This is a genomic window from Alteromonas sp. Mac1, from assembly GCF_001562125.1.
GTDB classification, from domain to species: Bacteria; Pseudomonadota; Gammaproteobacteria; order Enterobacterales; family Alteromonadaceae; genus Alteromonas; species Alteromonas stellipolaris.
On sequence record NZ_CP013932.1, the window covers coordinates 2331571 to 2355365 of the forward strand.

At 45.0% G+C, this 23795-nt stretch carries 23 protein-coding genes; 4 read left to right on the forward strand and 19 right to left on the reverse strand.

Going from position 1 to position 23795, the window contains the following annotated elements:
* Positions 1–111: 111 nt before the first annotated feature.
* The 19 genes from flhB to AV939_RS10020 all read right to left on the reverse strand — a co-directional run bounded on the left by flhB (position 112) and on the right by AV939_RS10020 (position 19476).
* Positions 112–1242 carry a flagellar biosynthesis protein FlhB gene (flhB, locus tag AV939_RS09930; RefSeq protein ID WP_057793297.1) on the reverse strand — a complete coding sequence of 377 codons (1131 nt, stop codon included), beginning with the start codon at positions 1240–1242 and terminating at the stop codon, positions 112–114.
* Positions 1243–1260: 18 nt separating this feature from the next.
* Positions 1261–2040, reverse strand: coding sequence for a flagellar biosynthetic protein FliR (gene fliR / locus AV939_RS09935; RefSeq protein ID WP_057793299.1), 780 nt, complete (start codon positions 2038–2040; stop codon positions 1261–1263).
* A 1-nt stretch (position 2041) separates the two neighbouring features.
* Positions 2042–2311, reverse strand: coding sequence for a flagellar biosynthesis protein FliQ (gene fliQ / locus AV939_RS09940; RefSeq protein WP_013785095.1), 270 nt, complete (start codon positions 2309–2311; stop codon positions 2042–2044).
* A gap of 8 nt (positions 2312–2319) precedes the next feature.
* Positions 2320–3078, reverse strand: coding sequence for a flagellar type III secretion system pore protein FliP (gene fliP / locus AV939_RS09945; RefSeq protein WP_057793300.1), 759 nt, complete (start codon positions 3076–3078; stop codon positions 2320–2322).
* Positions 3071–3490: a flagellar biosynthetic protein FliO gene (gene fliO, locus AV939_RS09950; RefSeq protein ID WP_057793302.1), complete on the reverse strand. Its 420-nt coding sequence runs from the start codon at positions 3488–3490 to the stop codon at positions 3071–3073. The genes fliP and fliO overlap by 8 nt, the downstream gene beginning before the upstream one ends.
* A 28-nt stretch (positions 3491–3518) precedes the next feature.
* The gene (gene fliN / locus AV939_RS09955) at positions 3519–3920 is read right to left on the reverse strand and encodes a flagellar motor switch protein FliN (protein WP_013785098.1); all 402 of its coding nucleotides are present in this window, start codon (positions 3918–3920) and stop codon (positions 3519–3521) included.
* A gap of 17 nt (positions 3921–3937) precedes the next feature.
* Positions 3938–4996: a flagellar motor switch protein FliM gene (gene fliM / locus AV939_RS09960; protein ID WP_013785099.1), complete on the reverse strand. Its 1059-nt coding sequence runs from the start codon at positions 4994–4996 to the stop codon at positions 3938–3940.
* Between the two features lie 13 nt (positions 4997–5009).
* Positions 5010–5546: a flagellar basal body-associated protein FliL gene (fliL, locus tag AV939_RS09965; RefSeq protein ID WP_057793304.1), complete on the reverse strand. Its 537-nt coding sequence runs from the start codon at positions 5544–5546 to the stop codon at positions 5010–5012.
* 150 nt (positions 5547–5696) lie between these two features.
* Positions 5697–7997 carry a flagellar hook-length control protein FliK gene (locus tag AV939_RS09970; RefSeq protein WP_057793305.1) on the reverse strand — a complete coding sequence of 767 codons (2301 nt, stop codon included), beginning with the start codon at positions 7995–7997 and terminating at the stop codon, positions 5697–5699.
* A gap of 280 nt (positions 7998–8277) precedes the next feature.
* Positions 8278–8724: a flagellar export protein FliJ gene (fliJ, locus tag AV939_RS09975; protein ID WP_013785102.1), complete on the reverse strand. Its 447-nt coding sequence runs from the start codon at positions 8722–8724 to the stop codon at positions 8278–8280.
* Between the two features lie 6 nt (positions 8725–8730).
* Positions 8731–10065 (reverse strand): flagellar protein export ATPase FliI, encoded by a 1335-nt coding sequence (gene fliI / locus AV939_RS09980; protein ID WP_057793306.1) that lies wholly within the window; start codon positions 10063–10065, stop codon positions 8731–8733.
* A complete protein-coding gene (fliH, locus tag AV939_RS09985; protein ID WP_057793307.1) occupies positions 10058–10843 on the reverse strand; it encodes a flagellar assembly protein FliH in 786 nt (261 codons plus the stop codon). The genes fliI and fliH overlap by 8 nt, the downstream gene beginning before the upstream one ends.
* Positions 10844–10930: 87 nt before the next feature.
* Complete coding sequence (gene fliG / locus AV939_RS09990) at positions 10931–11971, reverse strand: flagellar motor switch protein FliG (protein ID WP_057793308.1); 1041 nt, start codon at positions 11969–11971, stop codon at positions 10931–10933.
* A gap of 13 nt (positions 11972–11984) precedes the next feature.
* Positions 11985–13679 (reverse strand): flagellar basal-body MS-ring/collar protein FliF, encoded by a 1695-nt coding sequence (gene fliF / locus AV939_RS09995; RefSeq protein WP_061997615.1) that lies wholly within the window; start codon positions 13677–13679, stop codon positions 11985–11987.
* Between the two features lie 12 nt (positions 13680–13691).
* Positions 13692–14021 carry a flagellar hook-basal body complex protein FliE gene (gene fliE / locus AV939_RS10000; protein ID WP_013785107.1) on the reverse strand — a complete coding sequence of 110 codons (330 nt, stop codon included), beginning with the start codon at positions 14019–14021 and terminating at the stop codon, positions 13692–13694.
* A 392-nt stretch (positions 14022–14413) separates the two neighbouring features.
* A complete protein-coding gene (locus AV939_RS10005; RefSeq protein ID WP_057793311.1) occupies positions 14414–15754 on the reverse strand; it encodes a sigma-54-dependent transcriptional regulator in 1341 nt (446 codons plus the stop codon).
* Positions 15755–15772: 18 nt separating this feature from the next.
* Positions 15773–16936, reverse strand: coding sequence for a sensor histidine kinase (locus tag AV939_RS10010; RefSeq protein ID WP_061997616.1), 1164 nt, complete (start codon positions 16934–16936; stop codon positions 15773–15775).
* A 132-nt stretch (positions 16937–17068) separates the two neighbouring features.
* A complete protein-coding gene (locus AV939_RS10015; protein WP_057793314.1) occupies positions 17069–18520 on the reverse strand; it encodes a sigma-54 dependent transcriptional regulator in 1452 nt (483 codons plus the stop codon).
* A gap of 155 nt (positions 18521–18675) precedes the next feature.
* A complete protein-coding gene (locus AV939_RS10020; RefSeq protein ID WP_057793315.1) occupies positions 18676–19476 on the reverse strand; it encodes a flagellin in 801 nt (266 codons plus the stop codon).
* Positions 19477–19724: 248 nt separating this feature from the next.
* Here AV939_RS10020 and pseB point away from each other — a divergent pair, with 248 nt between their 5' ends.
* The 4 genes from pseB to pseG all read left to right on the forward strand — a co-directional run bounded on the left by pseB (position 19725) and on the right by pseG (position 23795).
* Complete coding sequence (pseB, locus tag AV939_RS10025; protein ID WP_057793317.1) at positions 19725–20726, forward strand: UDP-N-acetylglucosamine 4,6-dehydratase (inverting); 1002 nt, start codon at positions 19725–19727, stop codon at positions 20724–20726.
* Complete coding sequence (gene pseC, locus AV939_RS10030) at positions 20723–21913, forward strand: UDP-4-amino-4,6-dideoxy-N-acetyl-beta-L-altrosamine transaminase (RefSeq protein WP_057793318.1); 1191 nt, start codon at positions 20723–20725, stop codon at positions 21911–21913. Before pseB ends, pseC begins: the two co-directional genes overlap by 4 nt.
* Before the next feature lie 62 nt (positions 21914–21975).
* Positions 21976–22677 carry a pseudaminic acid cytidylyltransferase gene (gene pseF / locus AV939_RS10035; RefSeq protein WP_057793320.1) on the forward strand — a complete coding sequence of 234 codons (702 nt, stop codon included), beginning with the start codon at positions 21976–21978 and terminating at the stop codon, positions 22675–22677.
* Entirely contained in the window at positions 22671–23795 is a 1125-nt protein-coding gene (pseG, locus tag AV939_RS10040) for a UDP-2,4-diacetamido-2,4,6-trideoxy-beta-L-altropyranose hydrolase (RefSeq protein WP_057793322.1), read from the forward strand. The genes pseF and pseG overlap by 7 nt, the downstream gene beginning before the upstream one ends.

Genomic DNA, 23795 nt, shown 5'->3' on the forward strand with positions numbered 1-23795 from the left:
TGGGAGGGCTGCAATTCGCAGCACTACAATAAAGAGTGTCTCATTATAAGCCTAAGTTCTAGCTCCTATTCAGGCACTTATTTAGGCTTTAACTAAGCAGCGAGCAGCGCGCTAGCGGCGCAGCTCTGGTGGTATGGGTAAGTCACGTTTAAGCGGCTTGGGACGTTTTCCTTTGCCCGCCCTGTGTGCTTTTAATTGATAAACGTGTGCTAATACTTGTGCTACCGCCATAAACAAGGCGTTGGGTACTTCACCGTCAATTTCAGTCGAGTAGTAAACGGCACGGGCTAGCATGGGTGATGGAATAAGCGGCACATCGTTGGCGGTGGCTATTTTACGAATATGCATGGCCAATTCATCGGTGCCTTTTGCCACAACTACAGGGGCGCGGTTACCACTGTCATCATACTTTATCGCGACAGAGTAATGGGTTGGGTTGGTCACCACCACATCGGCCTGAGGGACTTCTTGCATCATACGCTTAGTAGCAGCTTGATACTGCAAGCGACGAATGCGGCCTTTTACCAAGGGATCACCTTCAGAGTTTTTACGCTCGTCTTTCACCTCTTGTTTAGTCATCTTAATTTCTTTGTTGTGCTTATAAATTTGATAAGGCACATCAATAAGTGCAATAGGTATCATGCCGCAAACCAACATGATAAAAGCCCATTTCAGCATATCTAACGCGTGAAAAATGTTACCCGGGTACAGCTCTAAGTCCAGATGTAGCGCTTCGTCTTCAAAAAACAGCAATGCGCCTAACGCCATCCCAACGATGACAACCACTTTGGCGATAGATTTAATTAACTCGACCAAGCCATTCATGCCGAACATACGCTTAAACCCACTAAGCGGGCTCATTTTAGAGCCTTTAAATTTGGCACCTTCCCATGTGAAGTTGTAGCCGCCTAATGCAATAGAGCCGTATATCCCGGCTAGCATGGCTACCGTCATATACAGTAAAACCGGTACACTTACCGTAGAAATCGCGTCGCCCCATGCACCAAACATATGAGTGGTATCGTAGGTTTCATCTCGTGACAAAACGAACATACGCTGAGTAAGTTTAAACACCGATTCGGCAATCCACCCTCCAACGAACAAAAACATAAAAGCACTGACTACCAACACTAAGGTTGTGGATAGTTCTCGGGATCGAGCTATCTGCCCTTTTTTTCGGGTGTCTTCGAGTTTTTTCCCCGTGGGGTCTTCTGTTTTTTCACTAGAATCTGAATCAGCCATGTATCACCTGACTTATTTTCATGGGCAAATCCTAAGAAGTTGACACATAAACTGCTCGGCCCTGAACCACTGTGTTTCAAAATGCGCGGTAAAGTTATCCAGGGTTATCCAGATAATGAGCAAACCCATCACCTGTGCAATAGAAAAACCAATACTGAAAATATTAAGCTGAGGCGCCGCTTTGGTCATTACACCAAACGCTAAATTCACAATAAGAAGGGAAACAATGGGCGCCAACGATAGCGTAATCGCAGAGATAAACATCCACCCGCCCCAATGGGCAATTTCCCTAAACTGCTCACCTGTCCACCATGCTTCCCCGATTGGGAACGCATGAAAGCTTAATACTATCATGTGGATCATAGCCAGATGGCCGTCTAACGTCCAAAACAGCAAGGTAGCTAGAATTAAGTAAAATTGGCCTACGGCCGGAACGTTAATACCATTGACGGGGTCTACAATTGAAGCGAAACCTAAACCCGTTTGCATAGCAATAATTTGCCCTGCCAGCACAAAAGTATTTAGCACCATCATGGAAATAAACCCGATAGCTACGCCTATTAACAGCTGCTGAATCCCAAGAATAAAGGTGCCTAGATTCACTAAATCATCAACAGGTGCGGGCGGCACTACCGGCATAATAATAAGGGTTAGCATTATGCCTAGCAGAGCACGAACTTGCGGGGGAATAGATTGTGCGCTTAAGCCAATCATTGCCACAAAAAGCCCACTAATGCGCATAAACGGCAGCATTAAATCAGCAAGAAACTGATTGATGGTAGCCAGTTCAACAACCATGTTAACCGACAACCTGAGGTATCATTTCTACCATGTGGAAAGTGAAATCCATTAACTTTTGCACCAACCAGTTGCCTCCCCAGCTAAGTGCTAATAAGGTAACAAGTAATCGCGGCAAGAAACTCATGGTTTGTTCGTTAATTGAGGTTGCAGCCTGAAACACGGCAACTACTAGCCCGACAATAAGGCTTGGAACAATCACCGCGGACACCAGAACAATAACCATAAACATGGCTTCGCGGAGTATTTCAACAAAGACTTCTGGTGACATAAGTCCTCCTACACACCCATACCAAAACTGGTCGCCAGTGTGCCAAATATGAGATTCCAACCATCAACTAACACAAACAACATGAGCTTAAATGGCAAAGAAACAATCATGGGTGACAGCATCATCATACCCATCGCCATTAATATTGAAGCTACAACAAGGTCGATAATAAGAAACGGAATAAACAGCATAAATCCAATTTGAAATGCGGTTTTAAGTTCACTGGTGACAAAAGCTGGAATAAGGATAGTCATTGGCACTTCTTCCGTGTCGGCATACTTTCCTTCATCGCCTGCAATGCGCACGAAAGTTTCTAAATCTTTCACCCGTGTTTGCGACAGCATAAAGGCACGCATTGGCCCTTTAGCCTGTTCTATCGCATCCAGACTTGTCATTTGCTCTGACAAATACGGCTGCAATGCGCGCTCGTTAATTTCTTCAAATACCGGCGCCATAATAAACATGGATAGAAACAAACTTACCCCTACCAAAATTTGGTTTGAAGGAGATTGCTGCAAGCCAATCGCCTGACGCAAAATCGATAACACCACTATGATACGAGTAAATGAGGTCATCATCATAATGAATGCAGGTATAAGACTGAGCGCCGTCATGATAAACAGCGCTTGTAACGTCATGGTGTAATCTTGCGAGCCGTCGTCGTTAGTCACGACGGTAACCGCAGAAATGCCTTGTTGTGCCAATGCAGGCTCAGCAATCACCCAAGAAGCTAACACTACAAAAAATGCGGTCCAAAACTTACGCATCGTTTTTATCTTCCTTTATTGAAGGGTTCAGCTTACCTGCCATGGCGGCAACCAGCTTTTGTTTAAATGCGTCACCGCTACCTTGCTGCCCATTTGCTACTGGCGTTTCTAAGTGCTTTTCAAGTTTACTTAAATGGGAAATATTATGACTGGTAACGCCCACAAGGTGTTGTTCGTCGCCCACCTGAATAACCATAATTTTTTCTTTAGTGCCTGCCACCATAGTGGCGACTACCTTCATTTGGCCACCACCCATGGTACCGACATTAAATCGACGCATAAGGTAAGCAAGCGCAAAAATAATTCCAACCACTAAAAGAAGTGATAGAAAAATTGACACTACAGAGGTGGGGTTAGTGATTGATTGGGTAGATTGCGCATTCACTACTTGCGTAAATATAAGGGGCAGCATTGCGCAACCCCTTGCTATGTAAGAAGATTTATCGAAGCTTCTTGATTCTCTCGATTTGACTAATAACATCCGTTAACCGAATACCGAATTTATCGTTGACCACTACTACTTCACCATGAGCAATCAACGTGCCATTTACCAATACATCTAATGGTTCACCAGCAACTCGGTCCAGCTCCACCACAGATCCCTGATTCAACTGTAGCAGATTTCGGATACTTATTTGACTACGCCCTACTTCCATCGAGATGGTGACTGGAATATCCAAAATGGTATCCAGCTTCTTTTTCTCTTCTTGGGTTATGGGTGTGTCGTCGGTTAATTCGTCGAGTTCTGCAACCTGAACATCATCGTTTTCCTGATCGTCAGCTTCAGAATCGGCTTGCTCCGCCATAGCGGCAGCCCAATCGTCCATACCGTCTTCACTCATGGGATATTCCCCTCACCTTACAGGTCTTCTTCGAGTACTTGCAGCTCGGCATCATTATCTATAATGCGCCCGCCGCGGGTTAATAATTGTAGCTCAGACTTCACAGAAGTCGGTCTTGCAATCTTTTCTACTATCTTCAGGGCTAAGTTATCACGTGAACGACCTAGTTTAGCTCTGAACGTAGGTAAATCTTCAATCAGCACAGTAATGGTTTCTGGCATTTCTACAGGAATAATTTCACCTGGTTTAAATTCCATTACTTGGCGTAATGACACATCCACATCAAGCATGTGGGTCGTCAGTGCCACTTTTACGTCCATGATTTCATCGCGAAGTGCTTTACTCCAACGTAAATCAGTGTCTTCTTTATCACTTTGCACACCCGCATCTAGCAATTCACGGATAGGCTCAAGCATTGAATATGGAAGCGAAACGTGGAAATCGCCACCACCACCATCAAGCTCTATATGAAACGAGCTTATCACCACCACTTCAGTGGGGCTCACAATATTCGCCATCGCTGGGTTTACTTCTGAGTCTAAATACTCAAAAGACACGTCCATGACTGGCGCCCACGCTTCCTTGTAATCTTCAAAAATAATTTTAAGCAGCATTTGAATAATACGCCGCTCTGTTGGCGTAAATTCACGCCCTTCAATTTTTGCATGGTAGCGGCCATCACCCCCAAAGAAGTTATCTACCAGAATGAAAACCAAACGGGCTTCCATGGTGATAAGGCCAGTACCTTTAAGTGGGCGAAACCGCACCATGTTCAAGCTAGTGGGTACAAACAAGGTATGAATGTATTCACCAAACTTAATCATTTGAATACCGTTAATTGACACTTCCGCAGAGCGGCGCATCATATTGAACAAACTCACCCGCATATGACGGGCAAAGCGTTCATTAACGATTTCAAGTGTAGGCATACGCCCACGAACAATCCTATCCTGTGAGGAGAAGTCGTACTCTAGCGTAGAAGCATCGGAGTCAGCATCGCCAACCTCGTCTTCTTCTACATCGTCTACCCCGTGTAGGAGGGCATCGATTTCATCTTGAGATAATAAATCACTCACAGTTTTCTACCTGTTATTGCATCACAAAACCAGTGAAGAGCACACGCTCAACCACATCACTTCCCGCGATGTCTTTAAGCACTTTTTGTACTTCAGTCACCGCTTGTTCACGCAGTTCAATTTTTCCTGCTTCAGTCACCAAATCATCGGCATTTGATGTACTAAAGACTTGCAGCAAAGTGCCTTCAATCAGCGGTATGTGGGTTTTAGCCAACTCTTCGTTGTCTGAGCCCCGCACTAGAAGCTGCACTTTAATTTGTACTAATCGGTCTCGACCTGTGCCCGGAACGTTAAAAACGAAAGGGCGTGGCATAGCAACGTACAAGGCGGTACCTACTTCAGCGCTTCCACCTGGAGCCGCTGTTTCAGTGGCTGCTTGCTCTTCGGTTTCGGCAAGTTGCTCTGCAGCAACAGGCTCATCACCTCCAGCGAATAAAAGAAAATAGGCTGCTGCACCACCGCCAACTAACACCACGGCGATAATAATAATCAGCATCATTTTGCCTTTCTTTTTACCACCTTCTTCAATCTGTAACTCTTCTTCAGCCATGTCTAATCCGTCAATATCCCACGAGGAACTCGTATTATCAGGCTTACGACGCAAATGGCAACGTAAGCCTGCATAAATTTGCAGTTCTTATAGCAGATAGCGCAATTGTACATCAACCCTACTTAAGTCTTTGCCTTCGCTATCTACCTACTAAGCGTAATAGTCTATACCGCCTTTCGCTTCCCTAGTGACAGATTGCTCTATCACCGTGGAGCCTTCGTCGAACTCACCGTCGGTATCTTGGCTAGCTACACCGTTACCTGCAAGTTGCTGGCCACTTCCATCACCATTTTGTGACGAATTATCTTTACGAACTTCTGATTCACCTAAATTAATGCCTTGCTCTGCTAGCATATCTTTTAGCCTTGGCATGGCATCGGCTAGTGCATCTTTAGCGTGTTGCGACTGCACAATGAAACTTACACTGGCTGCATCGCCAGATACATTCACACGCACCTGCATACTGCCTAGTTCAGGCGGGTCGAGCCTAATTTCTGCCATACTGTTTCGCGCATTCACCATCCAGCGAATTTTCTCATGCAACTGCTGCTGGCCTTCGGGCTTCAAAATATTGACAGGTTTGTCAGCACCATCAAATTGAAGCTGAGTTTTGGTTGACTCTGCTCGAACTTGGTTATTTTCATTCATGTGAGAATCGATACTGACTAACTCACTTTGCAATACCTGATGAGCGCTTTGTTGGGTACCGTTTACCAATTGCATAAACTGTCCGGCTAGCGCATCCGTTTGCCCCGCAACATTCTGCATTTGAGTTTGTGTTAACCCTGCTTCAGAGGCTGCATCGGCTACAAGTGCCGAAAGATCTATGCCTGGCTCACGCCCTTGAGCGACTTGTTGCTGAAACTCGTTTATACCAGCAATCAGGTTTGATTTAACCGCTTGTTGCTGGGCTGCGGTGGTCGCTGTAGGCAAAGATGCCGCTACCCGCTCGGCAAATGCTTCAGTCGCTTTTTGTGCACTTTCTGGTGACATCATCGCGAGTGACTGCAGCAAAGATTCACCCTGGCTATCGGTAAGTACATCGCTAGCTTCGGTAGAGACTGTATCGATAGGGTTGTTATTCGTTTGCGTTGATGCAGTAGATTGGCCTGAAACACCATTGGCTAACGCTGCATTTAGCGCCTCTTTGGTGTCAGTTTGCCCAGCAATTTGTTCTTGAAGAAGACTTAATACTAATGCCTCATCGGCACTCAAGGCTTGTTCATCTACTGCTTCTTGTTCGGACAAGAGCGCTTGTTCGGCATGTTGTGCCTGAGTATCAGAGCTTTCTTCACCATTTTCGCTTGCATCACCTAAAAACTGCGCAAGCAGGTTAGCTAAGGGATCAACACTTTCCGACTGCCCTGCATCAACTTCGCTTGTTGCAGCGTTTTCATTAGCTTTAGCCAATAGCGCAGCGGTGAGTGCTTTTACTGCTTCTAAGGTTTCTTTACTAAGCGCTTCTCCGGCATCTTGACTAAGTTCGTCACCGGTTTGACTCTCAAGCAAGCTCATTAGATAAGCCGTTATTTCCGTTGCTGAGCTTGCATCAACATCGTCCGGAAGACTCGTTGCGGTTAATGCACCGTTTACCCCGGCATTGCTTTCGTTGCTGCCGTTATTTAACGCCAACGCACTTAGTACGTCTTCGCTCATCAACTCATTACCCGCTAGCAAAGCTTGTGCTGATTGCTTCGCAGCTAATTCGGCATCCTCTATCCCGCCAGCGTTTAATAAATCATCGATACTGGCCGTGTTACTGCTAGCCTCGGCATCTGAAGAAACCTCAGCGTCACTAGAAGCACCTATCATTGATGTTACATACTCAATCCAGTCTGTGGAGCTTTCGCTATCCCCGCTTCCAATACTCGTTAACTCTTCGGGTGGTAAATCGATATGGCCGCCAAAGAAGTCTTTCTTAGTTTGGCCGTTATTTTCACCGATGTTTTCACCATTATTTAGGCCATCGTCTTTACCGCCTTTGTTTGCATCAGCGTCAATTCGACGTGCCTGCGCATCAGCAATGTCAGTATTTGCCGATTCATCCGTGTCTTCGCCAGGTGGGGCTACATCCCCCACTTCGCCTTTATTGCCTGTTTGGTCCGCTTGATCGCCATTTCGCGCTTGCGCTTCATCATCTTTTACCGGAGGTAAGTCAACATTTCCTTCCTCTGGGTCAACCGAGCGGTTATTAGCCGATTTCTTTTCGATAGCAGGGTTTGCACTGTCGTTTACCGAGGCACTTGCGTGTCGCGATGAATGACTTCTGTTTTGAGCGTCAAGAGACTTTGCATTTGACTCTTTTGCTTGAATATAGGCAGCTTCAAACGCTTTGTTATTCTGCGATGAATCTTCTGCACCCATTCCAGCTTCTACGGCTTTTGCCGTTGACGAAGCAGAGAAAGGCAATGCGGCAATGTCTGTTTTTTGTGCGGCAACTTGTTGCATCATATTTTTACCGTCCTGCTATGACTTTAAAAGTCAGAACCATGAAAACCCAGATTGAATCGTTTGGTCTCTACAACCCAGTGTCCGAGGGCTGCAGGCCGACACTTAGCTTAGAAAAGCTGCCATATCGGCATTCAAATTAGGCGTATAAACACATTAATGATTAACGAATTTGCAAAGAGTGTTCCACTGTGGAGATTAAACGACGAGGTATTTAAAAAATCGAAAGGATTGAAAGACTTGGGGTAACTGACTTGGGGTGAATGAAAATAAGATAAACTGACTAGAAAAAAGTTTTTCCACTCCTAAAAAATTTCTGCGTGGCAAATTCGTCCATCATAGCTTGTTCTGCTCTAGCTTCTTTTGCCACTTTAGCTAAATGACGTTTATTAAGTAACAACTCTACTGCCTTTACTTTTTGCTGCTGCTTTAGCCAAAGCTGTTTACGCTGGTCGGCGGCCATATTTGCTTGTGCAATGACATTCATTTGCTGCTCACAGGCCTTATCTAATTTGCCTACAAACGACAAATGCTGTTGATAATGGGTAGCAGTTACACCCGCTTTGCCGGTTTGCTGAATGCCCTTTAAGTAATCAATTCTATATTGCTCAAGGCTGGTGAGCTTTTGTTTCTGTTGCATCACATTTTGCTGTGCTTGTTGGAACATTTGGGCAATGCGTTGCTCTCTTTCTCGTTCAAATTCAGCGAGGCGTTCTAATTGTTTAGACATAATTGATTACCCTTGCCCTAAGCCTTTCGCTAATGCAGCCATGCCTTCTAGACATTCATCGTAAGGCAATACATTCTTCATGCCTTGTTGCAGGAATGCATTAATTGCAGGCTCTGCACGAATGGCTAAATCGATACGAGGATCTGAACCTTTGGCATAAGCACCAATGGATATAAGATCTTGGTTTTGTTTATAGTTTGAATAAACTTGCCTTACTCTGCGTGCCATTTGTTGATGTTCATCGCTGACCACCATAGGCATAACACGGCTAATAGACGCTTCAATATCGATGGCAGGGTAATGACCGCTATCGGCGAGGGTCCGTGATAACACAACGTGGCCATCTAAAATAGCCCGTGCGGCATCGGCAATGGGATCTTGTAAATCGTCACCTTCGGTAAGTACCGTGTAAAAGGCGGTGATAGAACCTTGTTTCTCACTTCCGTTACCCGCCCTTTCTACCAATGCAGGTAATCGGGCAAATACCGAGGGCGGATACCCTTTTGTGGCGGGAGGCTCACCCACCGCTAATGCAATTTCACGTTGGGCCATGGCATAGCGAGTTAAAGAATCGATAAGTAGTAGAACTTTTAAGCCCTGATCGCGAAAGTATTCAGCAATCGTGACTGCCGTTTCGCAGCCCTTCAAGCGCATTAACGGTGAAGTATCGGCCGGCGCTGCTACCACAACCGCACGGGCGCGCTCTTCTTCGGTTAAGATATCGTGAATAAACTCTTTTACTTCTCGGCCCCGCTCTCCCACTAAGCCAACCACAACCACATCGGCTTCGCAGCCTCGGGTCATCATACCGAGCAAAACACTTTTCCCCACGCCGCTACCTGCAAAAAGCCCCATGCGTTGACCTACGCCAACGGTATTTAGCGCGTTAATAGCGCGAACACCGACATCCATAGGCTGAGTAATAGCGCGGCGAATTAACGGGTTGATAGGAGGGCGCGTAGTAGGTACGCGGGTTTCAGTTTGAATTTCGCCAAGCCCATCCAGCGGGTTGCCGTTGCCATCCACCACACGACCCAATAGTCCCATGCCAACGGCAAGGCCACTTTGTCGGTTCAGCGGCATAACCCGACTCCCAGGTACAATGCCCCGCACTGCTTCGGTGGGCATGAGGTAAGTAATATCGGCGCCAAACCCCACCACTTCAGCCTCAATTTCGCCTTCAATGGTTTGCACAAGGCACTGGCTACCGACGGGTAGTTGGCACCCAACTGCTTCCAGAGTAAGGCCTATGCCTCTGACAAGTTTACCCGCCGCCACAATAGGCGGTGACGTAACTTGCTTCTGCAAGCTGTCGAAATGCGCATGCCAAGGGCTAGTCATCTGATAAACCCTGATTCACCATAAATTTGTCAATCACATCGCGACAACGGCGTTCAATGGAAACATCTACGGCATTTTGTTCAGTCGCAATATCACAGCCACCTCGCTCCATAGTAGGCGCTTCAATGAACTGCCAATCTTTCTCTTTTAACGTAGCTTCGGAATAATGTTCGGTAACTAGCGCTATATCATCCGGATGCATATGAATTTGATACCGAGTTTGATTGACTGGCAGAGCTTTCATTCCTTCGCTAAGCGCTTGTAAAATCACTTGATGATTCGACGAAATTTCGGTTTTTATTACAGATTTGGCAAGAGTAACTGCAAGCTTAACTAGCTGATCGCGGGTTTCGTCGTTAGCTTGTGATAATGGCGTATGAAGTTTTTCAATAAGTTGCTGCCAAACTTCAACTTGCGAAGAAATTATGCCCTTACCTTCTTCTAATCCTTGCTCAAGCCCCTCAGCATGACCAGATTCACGACCTTCATTAAGTCCTAGCTCTAGGCCTTCCGCTTTCCCTTCTTCGAAACCTTGCGCCTTGCCTTGTCCGTAGCCTTCATCGTGAGCAGCTTGTCTAATAGCTTCAATTTCTTGTGCAGTAGGAGGAAGGATTTCAGCTTCTTCCTCTTCTGGTGGCTCGTATTTCCAATCTGAACGGAAATTTAGCGCGTTGGTTTTGTCTTTATCTTGTGGCTTTTCGGGCTGTTCAACGAAGGGCAAATCCCAAGGTTTTGCATCACTTAATTCGTCGTCGCTGAAGCCTTTATTTGATGACATCAATCTACCCAGGTAACGTTCATGAGGCCTTTAGCAAACTAGTGCAAAGGCCTATTTTAACCACAATAGCGAATAAATAATGAAGGGTTATAAGAACTCTTCACCGCCTCCGCCGCCCAGCATAATTTCACCTGAATCGGAAAGTCTTCTGGCAACAGAGAGAATTTCTTTCTGTGCAGTTTCAACTTCAGATATACGTACAGGCCCCAAGGCTTCAAGGTCGTCGTTAAGCATTTCTGCCGCACGCTTCGACATGTTTTTCAAAATCTTGTTCTTAAGCTCTTCGTCCGCACCTTTAATCGACTTAAGCAGCGCATCTTGTTGCACTTCGCGCAAGATAGCTTGAATACCTTTGTCGTCTACATCGACTAAGTTGTCGAATACGAACATGAGATCTTGGATTTGTTGACTCATTTCTTCGTCTTGTTCACGGATAGCATCCATCAACTGACCTTCAATAGCGGTATCAAGGTAGTTCATGATGTTCGCAGCAGATTTCAGGCCGCCCATTTTAGCCGCTTGCGTACCCGCTTGACCGGCGAATTGTTTCTCCATGATTTCGTTAAGCTCTTGCAGTGCAGCAGGCTGAACTTCTTCAAGATTCGCAATACGCATAAGTAAGTCTAAGCGTACTTTTTCTGGGAACTGTGCCAATATTTCGGCACTCTGTTCTGGCTCTAAGTACGACAATACAATGGTTTGAATCTGAGGATGTTCGTTTCGGATGATACTGGCTACTTGCTTCGAGTCCATCCACTTCAACGAATCGAGACCTTTCGCTCCACTTCCCATCAGAATTTGGTCAATTAAGTTAGCCGCTTTATCTTCACCTAATGCAGCGGTAAGGGCGCGCTTAACAAAGTCTTGGCTTTGGAAGCCGATGGTACTGTAGTTTTGAATCTCTTCAATAAAGTGTTTATGCACAGACGTAATTTTTGTCTGTGTCATATCATCCACTTTAGCCATCTCAGAACCCAGCTTTTGAACTTGCTTTGGCTCAAGATGTTTTAAAATTTGTGCAGCGTCTTCTTCAGACAAACTCAGAAGCAAGATGGCGGCTTTTTCAACCCCTTCTAGCTTACTGACGTCATAGGACGCTTCTTCTGTAGTGGCAAGTTCTTCAGCCATAATACGCTCTCACTTACTCATCTTGCATCAGCCAGCCCTTAACAACTTGGGCTGACAATTCAGGCTCGTTCGCAACCAGTGCACGAACCGCTTTTAATACGTCTTCATCTTTATGTAAATCTGGCAGCATCAGTGAACCATCTGCCGCAAAGCCCACTTGACCTTCATCGAAATCAGTAGACAACATACTAATGGTTTCGTCACCAAGATCTAGGCCCTCGTCTGCATCAAAGTCATCCGCTTCTTTCGACTCATCAGGATTAATCAAGCGACGTAGCATTGGTCTTATCACAAAGATGATAAGCACGATAATAACCAAACCACCAATGACTAGCTTAAGTATAGGCAAAAATGCAGGCTGTTCCCATATTGGCGCATCTTCAACAATACCATCATCCATACGGGTGAAAGGAACACTGACGACTTCCAACGAGTCGCCACGGGTCACGTCAAACCCAACACCACCTTGTAATAAACGGCGAATGTTTAACAAGGCTTCTTGATTACGAGGCTCTGCCGAGGTAGTGCCATCTTCACCAGCAACTTGAAGATAGTCTACCGCCACAGATACGCTTAACCGGCGGATTACGCCACTTTGTTTTTTGGTATGACTAATGGTGGTGTCCAGCTCGTAGTTTCGAGTAGAAACTTTCGATGTGCTGCCTGGCAACGTAGCTTGTGCGCCTGCTTCTGGGTTTTCAGGAATGTTTGAATCTAGCGGAGGTTGGTTAGTTAGCGCACCAGGAATACCCATGGCACCACCACCTACACTATTTTGTTCGTTAATCATTTCGCTACGAACAGCCGGTAAATCAGGATTATAGCTACGCTGAGTTTGCTCAAGTGCAGTAAAGTCCATACTAACATCCGCTTGCGCGGTGTAATTACCTATACCTAGAACTGGAATAAGAATGGCATCAATTTTTTCTAGGTATTCTTGTTCACGCTGTCTTTCGATTTCATATTCTTTTCGTGCTCGAGCGCTTAGTGAGTCTTGAGAACCCGAATTTAGTAATCGGCCATTGCTATCGGTAACTGTTACCGCAGAAGGCTCCATGTTTTGTACCGCTGACGCCACAATATCGATAACTGAGTCAACTTCCTCTCCGGCAATCACCTTGCCGCGCTTAGCAGTAAGTACTACAGTAGCAGAGGCTTTTTTCTCACGACGAGCAAATACATTTTCTTTTGGCATCGCCAATAGAACCCGTGCTTTTTGTATACTTGAGATATCTTCAATAGTGGCAGCGATTTGTTGCTCACGGGCGTGTTTCAAGCGTTCCATCTCTACCCGCTGACTTACCCCGAATCCCATGTCCTGCATGATAATATCGGTTCCAGCATCGGAAGAGCCGGTTAAGCCCTGACGCGTCATGCCCAAGCGTATAGTTTGAAATTCATCGCTTCGAACGTATACCGTATTCCCCTCTAAACGATATTCGATTTGGTTAGCGTCCATATAATCCAAGGTTTCAATAAGCTCTTGGGTTTCCATTTTTGCTAACGGACGAAAATCTGGCTCTTGTGCCCAAATTAATATGAAGACTGCAATGGCGACACATATAACAAGCACTACCACTAACGCCATTTGGCGCATCATGTCTGCACTGCCTAAGGTATCCATGAATCCTGATTTATTCTCAGGCTCGCTATCGTTACCCATAGATGGGTCGTTAACGGTCAAATTTGTGCCTGTTGCTTCAGCCATGACTTACTCCAACTACACCGGCATGTTCATAATGGTTTTATACGCTTCAAGTACCTTGTTACGTACTTGCACTGTGGCCTCAAAAGCTATGCCTGCTTTTTCTTTAGTTAGCATAACTTCGGCAAGGCTTAGTGACTTATCACCCATTTCAAACCGCTGCTGTAAATCTTTAGATTCTAATTGCATGCCATTAACCCCATCTACCGCTTGCTTAAGCATGGTAGAGAACTCGTTGGCCGAGGGATTAATCTCGTTTGATGGTTGAAGTTCGTTTGCAGGCATACGAGTTTGCCCAATCATGCTTTGCATTTCTTGGTACAAACTATTGGCTTTAACGTCCATAACCACTCCTTCGAATGTCGGTGGGGAATTGCCGCTTAACGACAATGCGCTTTAATTACTTATGCTTAACTACAAGCAAGCGGCAAGCCAACTTTAAAAACCATATAAAATCAATTCAAAAACAATAAGTTATGCGGTTTTTCAAGGGAGTTGCCAATTTTATGACAGAGAGGGGGAAATAGCGTCAAGAAAGTGAATAGACGTAAGATTATGTAAATGCGCGATGCAAAAATGCTCGGTGGCAGCGCAGAAGGTCTCGCACGTTGCCGTGACGCCCAGTCCAAGCCAGTATAAATACAAGCACAACTGCAAGTACAATACGAAAAGCACAGCACCTAAAGCGTTAAAAATAAGGGGCTAATCGCCCCTCATTACCAAACTAGTTTGAGATGTTAGGCCGGTAATTCAATCCCGTCTTCACGCATTCTAGCTAACTTATAGCGTAAGGTTCGAGGGCTGATACCCAATTTTTCTGCCACATCTTTACGCTTACCATTACATAGAGTAAGTGTATCAAGAATGATTTGATGCTCCTGCTGGCGAAGCTCTGAGCCTAAGCGACTATTGTCTTCTGGCTCATCCTGCTTTACTTCCATCTCATCATGCACAGCCATATCAATCATTAAGTCACCAGACTCTATACTGCCGTCTTCACACAGTATAAGTGCCCGCTGAATAACGTTTTCAAGCTCTCGCACGTTACCTGGCCATGTATATTGCGCCAATTTGTTTCGTGCAGCTGCACTGAGACGTACATTGCCTAAGCCTTGCACACTTGTGTGACGATTAATAAGGTGTTCCGCTAACGGTACAATATCACCTGGACGCTCTGCGAGCGGGCGCCATGTGATAGGGAAAACATTTAGGCGGTAATATAAATCTTCTCGAAAGTTTCCAAGCTCTACCGCTTTACGTAAATCTCGGTTACTGGTTGCAATAACCCGTACATCTAATTTTATCGTTTTACGTCCACCAAGCCGCTCTACTTCACGCTCTTGAATAACACGAAGTAGTTTTGCCTGAAGTGCTAAATCCATTTCGGTAATTTCATCTAATAGCAGTGTACCGCCTTGGGCTTGTTCAAACTTACCTGGGCAAGCTTGAATAGCGCCGGTAAACGCGCCTTTTTCATAACCAAACAATGTCGCTTCAAGCATATTTTCAGGAATAGCTGCGCAGTTGATTGCCACAAAAGGTGCATCTGCGCGAGAAGACTGGTCGTGTATATAGCGGGAAAGTACTTCCTTACCAGAACCACTTGGCCCAAGCACCATCACGGTCGCTTCTGACTTCGCCACTTTTCTTGATAATTCGAGTAATTTTAAACTAGAAGGGTCAGCTACGATAGGCGTGCAAGATTCTACTTTTTGAGCAGGCGCATAGCGTCCAACAAGATTAAGTAGCACTTCAGGCGCGAATGGTTTGGACAGATAATCAGTAGCCCCATCTCGCATGGCCTGCACGGCATCATCGATGGTGGCGTACGCTGTCATTAATAACACCGGAAGTTGAGGGTATTTCGCCTTAATGCTTTTTAATAAAGCAAGGCCACTCATTTCACCCATTTGGATATCACTTACCACAAGATCTATCTTTCTCCCCGCTAATACCATTAGCGCAGCCTCGGCACAGTCAGCATCTACAACATCGTAATCGCCTAGTAATAAGGTGTCGTACAACGCTTCGCGTAATCCAGCATCGTCTTCCACGATAAGAATAGTTGTTTTAGACATTTCTAATTCTCCTAGCAATTAAGCGACATTTGAGTGAGGCTTATTGTGTTGCCCGACAGCCTGAGTATTACAAGGTAATGAAAGCGTAAAGCAGGCACCACCTTCATTAAGATTGACCACGCTAAGCGAGCCGTTATGCGCTTTAGCTACCGACTTCACCACGGCTAATCCTAGCCCTGTGCCATGGGTTTTGGTGGTAAAGAACGGCTCGAATATTTTATTGATTAAGGTATTTGGTACACCAGGCCCCTTATCATTAACGCAAAGCAGTACTCTATCTTCATGTACTACCGCATTAATCGACACCGTGTAACCCTTGGGCGTAACCTGACTCGCATTTTGGATAAGATTCAATACAGCACCTTGCAGCGCAGTGAGGTTACCCGTGATAAGTGCATCGGTTGAATCAAAGCCATTAAAAGTAATCTTTTGTGCGTGCTGCGCGGTGATAGTTTGCGCGTTGGGCTCAATAGCTTCTCGCAAACTGGCGAGCGATAAGGTATTCACAACTTGTTGTTCACCAGATTTGGCAAACAACAGCATGTCATTAACTTGGCTTTCTAACTCTTTAAGTCTGTCTGTCATCTTTCGAGCAAACTGCTCAGATGCGTGCTGCGGTAAATCTTTTCGCGTTAAATTAGAGGCGTAGAGCATAGCTGCGGATAAAGGCGTACGAATCTGATGCGCAAGCGATGCCACCATTTTGCCTAATGAAGATAAACGCTGCATATGACTGACACTGGCTTGAAGCCGACGGGTTTCCGTCAAGTCTGTAATAACTATAAGCTGCCCTGGCTCATCTTCTAGTGGCGTTATAGAAAGCTTAACGCGACGACCATCTACCAATGACACTTCGTGACCATCGTCTGCACGCGGGTTAAATGAGCGAGAAATGATGCTACGCCATACTTGTTCTTCTAGCGGCTCGCCCAGTAATGCTTTGGCTAAGTCATTGGCTTGACGTACAACCCCTTTGCCGTCAATAACAATGACGCCTGCAGGCATGACTTGAAGCAAGTTTTCCAAACGACTAGCTTGGCGACGAAGTGAACTGACTTCTGCTTCACTCACATAAGACGGTGTTGTAGCCTCAAGCGCATGCTCGACACTAGGCACATCAAAAGATGAAGTGAATGTTTCGGAAGACGAAGTGCTGCTGTCGTGTGTGCTATCAAAAATCATATGGCTCTCGTCAATTTAAAGACGGTTTGTGTATATGATTTTACATTGCAGAAGACATGCCAGTTTTATAGGCTTTAATATTCAATGAGTTACATCAAAATAAGATGAAAGTTTAACGTCAATTACCTGACGTTAAACTTCTTCCATGCGTTGAATGTCGTACTTACGCATCTTCTCAACAAGCGTGGTTCTTCGCATTCCAAGCTTATCGGCAGCGCGAGCGACAACCCATTCTTGTTGTTCTAACGCTTGGCGAATGAGGGTAATTTCAAGTTCAGATAAGTATTCTTTCAGATTAACCCCTTCCTCAGGCAACGACGAGGAAAGCGGCAAACTGTTCTCTTCCTCAGGCTCGTCAAAGTGCTCTTGAGAGGCTGATTCGGCAAAAAGCGCATTAAACGCATCTCGCTCTAACAATTCTTCAGGGTAATCTGGTTCGTACGCTTGAATCTCACCGTACTGGTATTTCTCTGGAAGGTCGGCCACATCAACGATTTGACCGGGATAAAGAATACTTAAACGCTCAACAAGGTTTGATAGCTCTCGTACGTTACCCGCCCAGTTATGCTCCATTAACGATGCAATGGCGCGCTCAGTGAAACGTACGCTATCTACACCATCACCTTGAATACGACTGTTGAGTTCTTGCAATAGCAAGGGAATGTCATCTTTACGCTGACGTAACGCGGGGCTATCGATAGGGAACACATTTAAGCGGTAATAGAGATCTTCACGAAACTTATCTTCTTTGATCATAGTTTCTAGATGACGATGGGTAGCCGCAATAATACGAACGTTGCATTGTAGAGGCTTACTGCCGCCTACTCGCTCATAAATACGCTCTTGCAGCACCCGAAGCAGTTTGACTTGCATCTGCAACGGCATGTCGCCAATTTCATCTAGAAATAATGTTCCGCCTTCGGCTAACTCAAAACGGCCTTTACGAGCACTTATTGCACCGGTAAACGCGCCTTTTTCGTGACCAAACAATTCACTTTCAAGTAGCTCGCCGGGAATAGCACCGCAGTTAACAGGAATAAAAGGGCCGTCTTTACGTTCTGACAAGAAATGTACATTACGTGCCACCACCTCTTTACCTGTACCAGATTCGCCCAAAATCAGCACTGTAGCCTCTGTTGGAGCTACTTGCTCTACTAAACGGCGTACAATCTGAATTTCGTCGCTCTTACCAACCAAACTTCTAAAAAGACGCGTTTTAGAGCCACCAGCACGTGTTTTACCCGGCTTTCTGCGACTATATTCTTGGCATCGGTGAATTGATTGCGTAAGTACTGGGTAAGTAAGCGGTAAGGTGATCACGCTGACTAAATTGCACGACGCGGCTACTTCGCCATTTGAATGTAAAATGGCAACGAATGGTATGTGTGGAAAACGAGCAACCAGTGAATTTATCACTGACGGCGACGCGTACTCAATAAGTACCGCATCTGCGCCCTTTTCTTTCAGGTAACTTTCACAGTCAGAAAGCCCTCGTGACTGACACGACTCTCCCAAAAAGGTGACTATGGTTTCTAAGCTATGAATTAGTTCCTGGCTATCACTAACCAGCAAAATATCCTTCATCAAATCCCCGAGAACGCTTTGTTATTATTTACAGTTTAGCGCATTTGTAAATTGTAACGACAAAAGATCGCAGCGCAACTGGTGTTTTCGGAAATGTAGCAATAAAAAAAGCAGGTTTCCCTGCTTCTTTCGAATAACTCACTCAAATTTAATGTTTAACTGAGCAGCGCCAAAACCTGCCCTTGCTGCTGATTCGCTTGGGCTTGAACCGTTAAAGCCGCTTGTCCTTGCACATCATTTGCCGCTTGTTGAGAGCTGGCTTGAGCGTAATCTAAATCTTGAATTCGGCTACGCGCTTCTGCCGTGTTCACATTGGATTGGGTTAAATTTCGAGCAGTACTAGCCAAACTATTTTGCGTAGCGCCTAAATCGCCACGTGCACCACCTAAAATTTCAATCGCCTCGTCGGTAGCACTTAATGCATCATCAATATTACTACCAGAGGTTAAATCGATAGAAAGAACATCTGATAGTTGGCTGCCTATATCTTGGGTTTTAATATCAACTGAGTTGCCAGCATTGGCCCCAACTTGAAAACTCAACGCGCCATTGTCAGACAACAAGGGTTTACCTGCAAAATTGGTTTGCTCAATGGTAAAGCTAATGTTCTCTTGAAGCTGTGATATTTCAGATTGCAGCGCTTGACGGTCGCCGTCGCTTAAAACGCCATTACCTGACTGAATAGTAAGTTCACGTATACGATTTACATCATCGTTGATGTTACTTAACCCGCCTTCAGCAACTTGAGCTAACGATATACCATCATAAACGTTGTTCACAGCCTGACGATTACCTTCAACCTCAGAGGTTAAACGGTCAATAATTTGCTGGGCAGCAGCGCCGTCTGATGCGCTATTAATTTCTTTTCCGGACGCAAGTTTTTCCAAAAGCGTATTTTGCTTTTCTTGTACTTGCTGAAGAAGCGAACTGCCGATGTCAGAATCAACTTTCAACATTTTAACCTCCGGTTAAGTGTCAGTAGTGGTAATTAGTTCAGTAATTATACAGCATTTTCGTAAACCCAAGTACCCCACTACATTATTAATAAGTATACATTGCCATACTCATATATGGATTAGCGTGCTAAATTTGTGTTTAAAAGCGAAAAATAGCGAATAGGAACTGTTAAAAACTAATGGTTTATGGCATTCGCGCCGACACATGATATATTTATTTTCATAATGATAAAAATAGCGAGCGAGACATGTTCGACGGTAAATCAATACTGATAACAGGTGGCACTGGGTCTTTTGGCCACAAATATACAGAAACCTTGTTGTCTCGTTACAAGCCTAAGCGCTTAATCATCTACTCTCGTGATGAACTTAAGCAATACGAAATGCAGCAAAAATTTAACGCATCTTGCATGCGATATTTCATTGGTGATGTTCGTGATAAAGACAGATTAACCCGCGCTATGCAGGGCGTTGATTATGTTATTCACGCGGCCGCTATGAAACAAGTTCCTGCTGCTGAGTACAACCCCACCGAGTGTATTCGTACTAATATAGATGGCGCCGAAAACGTTATAAATGCCGCCATTGATAACGGGGTGAGTAAAGTCATTGCATTATCTACTGACAAAGCCGCTAACCCCGTAAATTTGTACGGCGCAACGAAATTGGCTTCAGATAAATTATTCGTAGCAGCCAATAATATGGTTGGCGGTAAGAAACCTCGTTTCTCAGTGGTTCGCTATGGCAATGTGGTGGGCTCAAGAGGCTCAGTAGTGCCCTTTTTCAACAAGTTAATTGATGAAGGTAGCGACCATATCCCCATTACACATCAGGATATGACGCGCTTCTGGATCACCCTTCAGCAAGGCGTTGATTTTGTATTGAAAAACTTCGCTCGTATGCTTGGTGGGGAGATTTTTGTGCCTAAAATCCCTTCTATTCGCATTACCGAATTAGCAAAAGCGATGGCACCTAACTTACCGATAAAAATTATTGGTATACGACCAGGTGAAAAACTACATGAAATGATGTGCCCAGGCGATATGGCATTTCACACTTATGAATTTGACGATCATTTCGTGATTGCGCCGGCCATTAAATTCTTTCACCGCAGCAATAATTTTACTAGCAATGCTCTTGATGAAAAAGGTAAGCCAGTAGCGGAAGGTTTCGAATATATTTCAGACACAAACCCCTCGTTTTTAACTGTCGATGAGATAATTCAGTTTAATGAGGAATCTGAGGCATGATCCCTTATGGTCGTCAGCATTTAGACGACGATGATATTGAGGCAGTAGTGTCAGCCCTAAAATCTGATTGGCTTACACAGGGCCCAATGGTGCCAAAATTCGAACAAGCGATGGCCAGTTATTGCAATGCCAATCACGCAGTGGCAACCAATAGCGCCACTTCCGCATTACACCTTGCCTGTCTGGCACTAAACGTGGGTTTAGGTGATTGTGTATGGACATCCCCAAACTCGTTTGTGGCATCGGCAAACTGCGCGCTTTACTGTGGCGCAGATGTGGATTTCGTTGATATAGATCTTACCACCGGCAATATGTGCATGAGCGCCCTTGCTGAAAAACTTGAAGTGGCAGAACGCGACAATACGCTGCCAAAAGTACTTATACCTGTTCATTTTGCAGGGCAATCTTGTGACATGGCTGAACTAGCGAAACTTGCAACCCGGTATCAATTTCGCATAATCGAAGATGCTTCACATGCGGTAGGCGCACGCTACAACGACAAATATGTAGGAAACTGTGAATTTTCAGATATTTGTATTTTTAGTTTTCATCCTGTCAAAATCATTACCACGATGGAAGGTGGTATGGCGCTTACCAATAACGAAGAACTGTACAATCAAATGGCGCTACAAAGAAGTCATGGTGTATCTGCCGATCCAGCTTTACTAACCGAACCTTCCCATGGCCCTTGGTATTATCAACAGCACACGTTAGGCTTTAACTACCGAATGAACGATGTAGAAGCGGCACTAGGTTTAAGTCAGCTTACAAAATTGCCCCAGTTTATAGAGAAGCGTAATCAACATGCTAAGCGCTACAACCAGTTATTTTCTGAAATGTACGACCTGCTGGCCGACAGCCAAGTCGAGATAGCGCCGTTAGTCGTTGAAGAAAACAGCGATAGCAGTTATCACCTCTATGTAGTTCGGTTTATTGGCATTGATGACGCTCAGCATCGCCATGCTATAACGTTTTTGCGCGAACAAGGTATTGTAGGGCACGTTCATTATATTCCGATTTATCTTCAACCTTACTATCAAGCTTTGGGCTTCGAAAAGGGCTATTGCCCGAATGCCGAGATCTACTACAAACAAGCGATTACCCTTCCACTATTTCCAAGCCTTACGCCTTCACAAATTTCATTTGTGGCCGATAAAGTAAAAGAAGCACGCTTACTCGTCGCTTGAAAAGTGCCGCGAGTACAAGTAAAGAAGCCGTAATGAAAGCAAAGATATAGAGCACGTTACTCATGAATATAGCCATTATTCCTGCCCGAGGCGGAAGTAAGCGCATTCCTCGAAAGAATATTAAGTTATTTCGAGGAAAGCCTATTATTGCCTATTCGATAGAAGCCGCCCTTAGCAGTATTGCTATAGATAAAGTTGTGGTGTCCACTGACGACAGGGAAATTGCCGATATTGCCATTCAATATGGTGCAGAAGTGCCTTTCTTAAGAGAAGTATCACTGGCAGACGACAAAACTGGTACTACGCCAGTAATTCGCAGTGCGCTTGAATCGTTAGTCGCACTCGGATGGAATGTTGATGTATGCGCGTGCTTATATGCTACCGCCCCTTTTCTAACAGGCACTTTGATTAACGATGCGGTACACCGGCTTCAGCAAGACAATGCTGAATTTGTTTTTACGGTAAATCAATTCTCTTTTCCTATTCAACGAGCACTCTTGCAAACTGAGCAGGGCGAGGTTATGCCATTCAATCCTGAAACGATTGGTAAGCGATCACAAGATTTACCAGACACCTTTCACGATGCTGGGCAGCTATACGTTGCTAATGCCACCACATGGCTAGATAAAACCAAGCGCGTGTTTTCACCTCAATCTCGCATGATTAAACTCCCATCACACCTTGTTCAAGACATCGATACTCCTGAAGATTGGAAGCGTGCAGAAGTCTTGTACAAAGTACTTAAAGAGATGGGTGAATGCTAAAAGTCGTTTTTCGTGTTGATGCTTCAATCGCTATTGGGGCTGGCCACGTTATGCGTTGCCTTACCTTAGCCCACGCACTAGGTGGCAAAGCATATTGTGAATTTATTGTCAGTAAAAGCGGAGCCGCACTTTCATCTAAGATAAAAGCTTCTGGGTATAATGTGCATGTTATTGCTGACATAGACAACGACCCGGCGCAACACGCGACGAATACGTTAGCAGTAATATTGCCTGAAACCGACCTGATTATTATCGACCACTATAACTTGGACACGCGTTACGAAACACATTTATACAACAAGGTTTCGGGTGTAATGGTTATTGATGATCTCGCCAATAGAAAGCACCACTGCAATCTGCTTTTAGATGGCAACTTGCTGCCAAATAGTGCTTCACGATACAAAGACCTTGTTCCTAAAGACTGCGCCACGCTTTTGGGGCCGCAGTTCGCGTTATTACGAGAAGAGTTCTACACGCCTACACAAACAAAAACCCCAAAACACATACTCAACGTTGCACTTCAAACCAACGAGAAACAAAAAAGAAAACGTATTCTAGTTTGCTTTGGGGGTACAGATCCGCAAAATGTAACCGATAAAACCCTATCAGCGATAAGTAAGCTAGACACTACACTTTTTGACGTTGATGTCGTGATTGGCAGCCAGCATAAGAGTTATGCTCAGATTGTTTCAAAAGTGGCGCAGTTTTCTACTATGTCATTGCACGTAGATACCACACAAATGGCAGTGCTTATGCGGCACGCGACAATAATGATTGGCGCGGGTGGCAGTATGCACTGGGAACGCTGTGTATCAGCTCTGCCTAGCATAGTTATTACACTTGCCGCCAATCAAGTCGCGACGACAAAATATTTGTCAGAATTGGGAGCCTGCAAATGGCTTGGCGACAGTGAAACGGTAACGAAGGACGCCATTGCGCATTCTGTATTAGCGTTGTTAAATGATGCAACGGCTCGGCGACACATGGCTAATATCGCATCACAGATTGTTCCAATAGATGGCGGCGCTGTTGCAGTGGTTGATGTAATAGTAGCGCAGATGAATAAGATAAAGGGCGAGACGGTGTTAAACAGTAGAATCTTAAGAGAGGAAGGCTAA

What these genes read in the sequence shown, in the direction of transcription:
- fliI (WP_057793306.1), bottom strand. Translation starts at nt 10,065, where the DNA reads ATGACTAGCCCTTGGCATGCGCATTTCGACAGCTTGCAGAAGCAAGTT.
- fliL (WP_057793304.1), bottom strand. Translation starts at nt 5,546, where the DNA reads ATGGCTGAAGAAGAGTTACAGATTGAAGAAGGTGGTAAAAAGAAAGGC.
- AV939_RS10020 (WP_057793315.1), bottom strand. Translation starts at nt 19,476, where the DNA reads ATGTTGAAAGTTGATTCTGACATCGGCAGTTCGCTTCTTCAGCAAGTA.
- AV939_RS10015 (WP_057793314.1), bottom strand. Translation starts at nt 18,520, where the DNA reads ATGAAGGATATTTTGCTGGTTAGTGATAGCCAGGAACTAATTCATAGC.
- pseF (WP_057793320.1), top strand. Translation starts at nt 21,976, where the DNA reads ATGAATATAGCCATTATTCCTGCCCGAGGCGGAAGTAAGCGCATTCCT.
- fliH (WP_057793307.1), bottom strand. Translation starts at nt 10,843, where the DNA reads ATGTCATCAAATAAAGGCTTCAGCGACGACGAATTAAGTGATGCAAAA.
- pseG (WP_057793322.1), top strand. Translation starts at nt 22,671, where the DNA reads ATGCTAAAAGTCGTTTTTCGTGTTGATGCTTCAATCGCTATTGGGGCT.
- fliQ (WP_013785095.1), bottom strand. Translation starts at nt 2,311, where the DNA reads ATGTCACCAGAAGTCTTTGTTGAAATACTCCGCGAAGCCATGTTTATG.
- flhB (WP_057793297.1), bottom strand. Translation starts at nt 1,242, where the DNA reads ATGGCTGATTCAGATTCTAGTGAAAAAACAGAAGACCCCACGGGGAAA.
- fliN (WP_013785098.1), bottom strand. Translation starts at nt 3,920, where the DNA reads ATGAGTGAAGACGGTATGGACGATTGGGCTGCCGCTATGGCGGAGCAA.
- fliF (WP_061997615.1), bottom strand. Translation starts at nt 13,679, where the DNA reads ATGGCTGAAGCAACAGGCACAAATTTGACCGTTAACGACCCATCTATG.
- pseB (WP_057793317.1), top strand. Translation starts at nt 19,725, where the DNA reads ATGTTCGACGGTAAATCAATACTGATAACAGGTGGCACTGGGTCTTTT.
- fliO (WP_057793302.1), bottom strand. Translation starts at nt 3,490, where the DNA reads ATGCTGCCCCTTATATTTACGCAAGTAGTGAATGCGCAATCTACCCAA.
- fliJ (WP_013785102.1), bottom strand. Translation starts at nt 8,724, where the DNA reads ATGTCTAAACAATTAGAACGCCTCGCTGAATTTGAACGAGAAAGAGAG.
- fliP (WP_057793300.1), bottom strand. Translation starts at nt 3,078, where the DNA reads ATGCGTAAGTTTTGGACCGCATTTTTTGTAGTGTTAGCTTCTTGGGTG.
- fliR (WP_057793299.1), bottom strand. Translation starts at nt 2,040, where the DNA reads ATGGTTGTTGAACTGGCTACCATCAATCAGTTTCTTGCTGATTTAATG.
- AV939_RS10005 (WP_057793311.1), bottom strand. Translation starts at nt 15,754, where the DNA reads ATGTCTAAAACAACTATTCTTATCGTGGAAGACGATGCTGGATTACGC.
- pseC (WP_057793318.1), top strand. Translation starts at nt 20,723, where the DNA reads ATGATCCCTTATGGTCGTCAGCATTTAGACGACGATGATATTGAGGCA.
- AV939_RS10010 (WP_061997616.1), bottom strand. Translation starts at nt 16,936, where the DNA reads ATGATTTTTGATAGCACACACGACAGCAGCACTTCGTCTTCCGAAACA.
- fliE (WP_013785107.1), bottom strand. Translation starts at nt 14,021, where the DNA reads ATGGACGTTAAAGCCAATAGTTTGTACCAAGAAATGCAAAGCATGATT.
- AV939_RS09970 (WP_057793305.1), bottom strand. Translation starts at nt 7,997, where the DNA reads ATGATGCAACAAGTTGCCGCACAAAAAACAGACATTGCCGCATTGCCT.
- fliG (WP_057793308.1), bottom strand. Translation starts at nt 11,971, where the DNA reads ATGGCTGAAGAACTTGCCACTACAGAAGAAGCGTCCTATGACGTCAGT.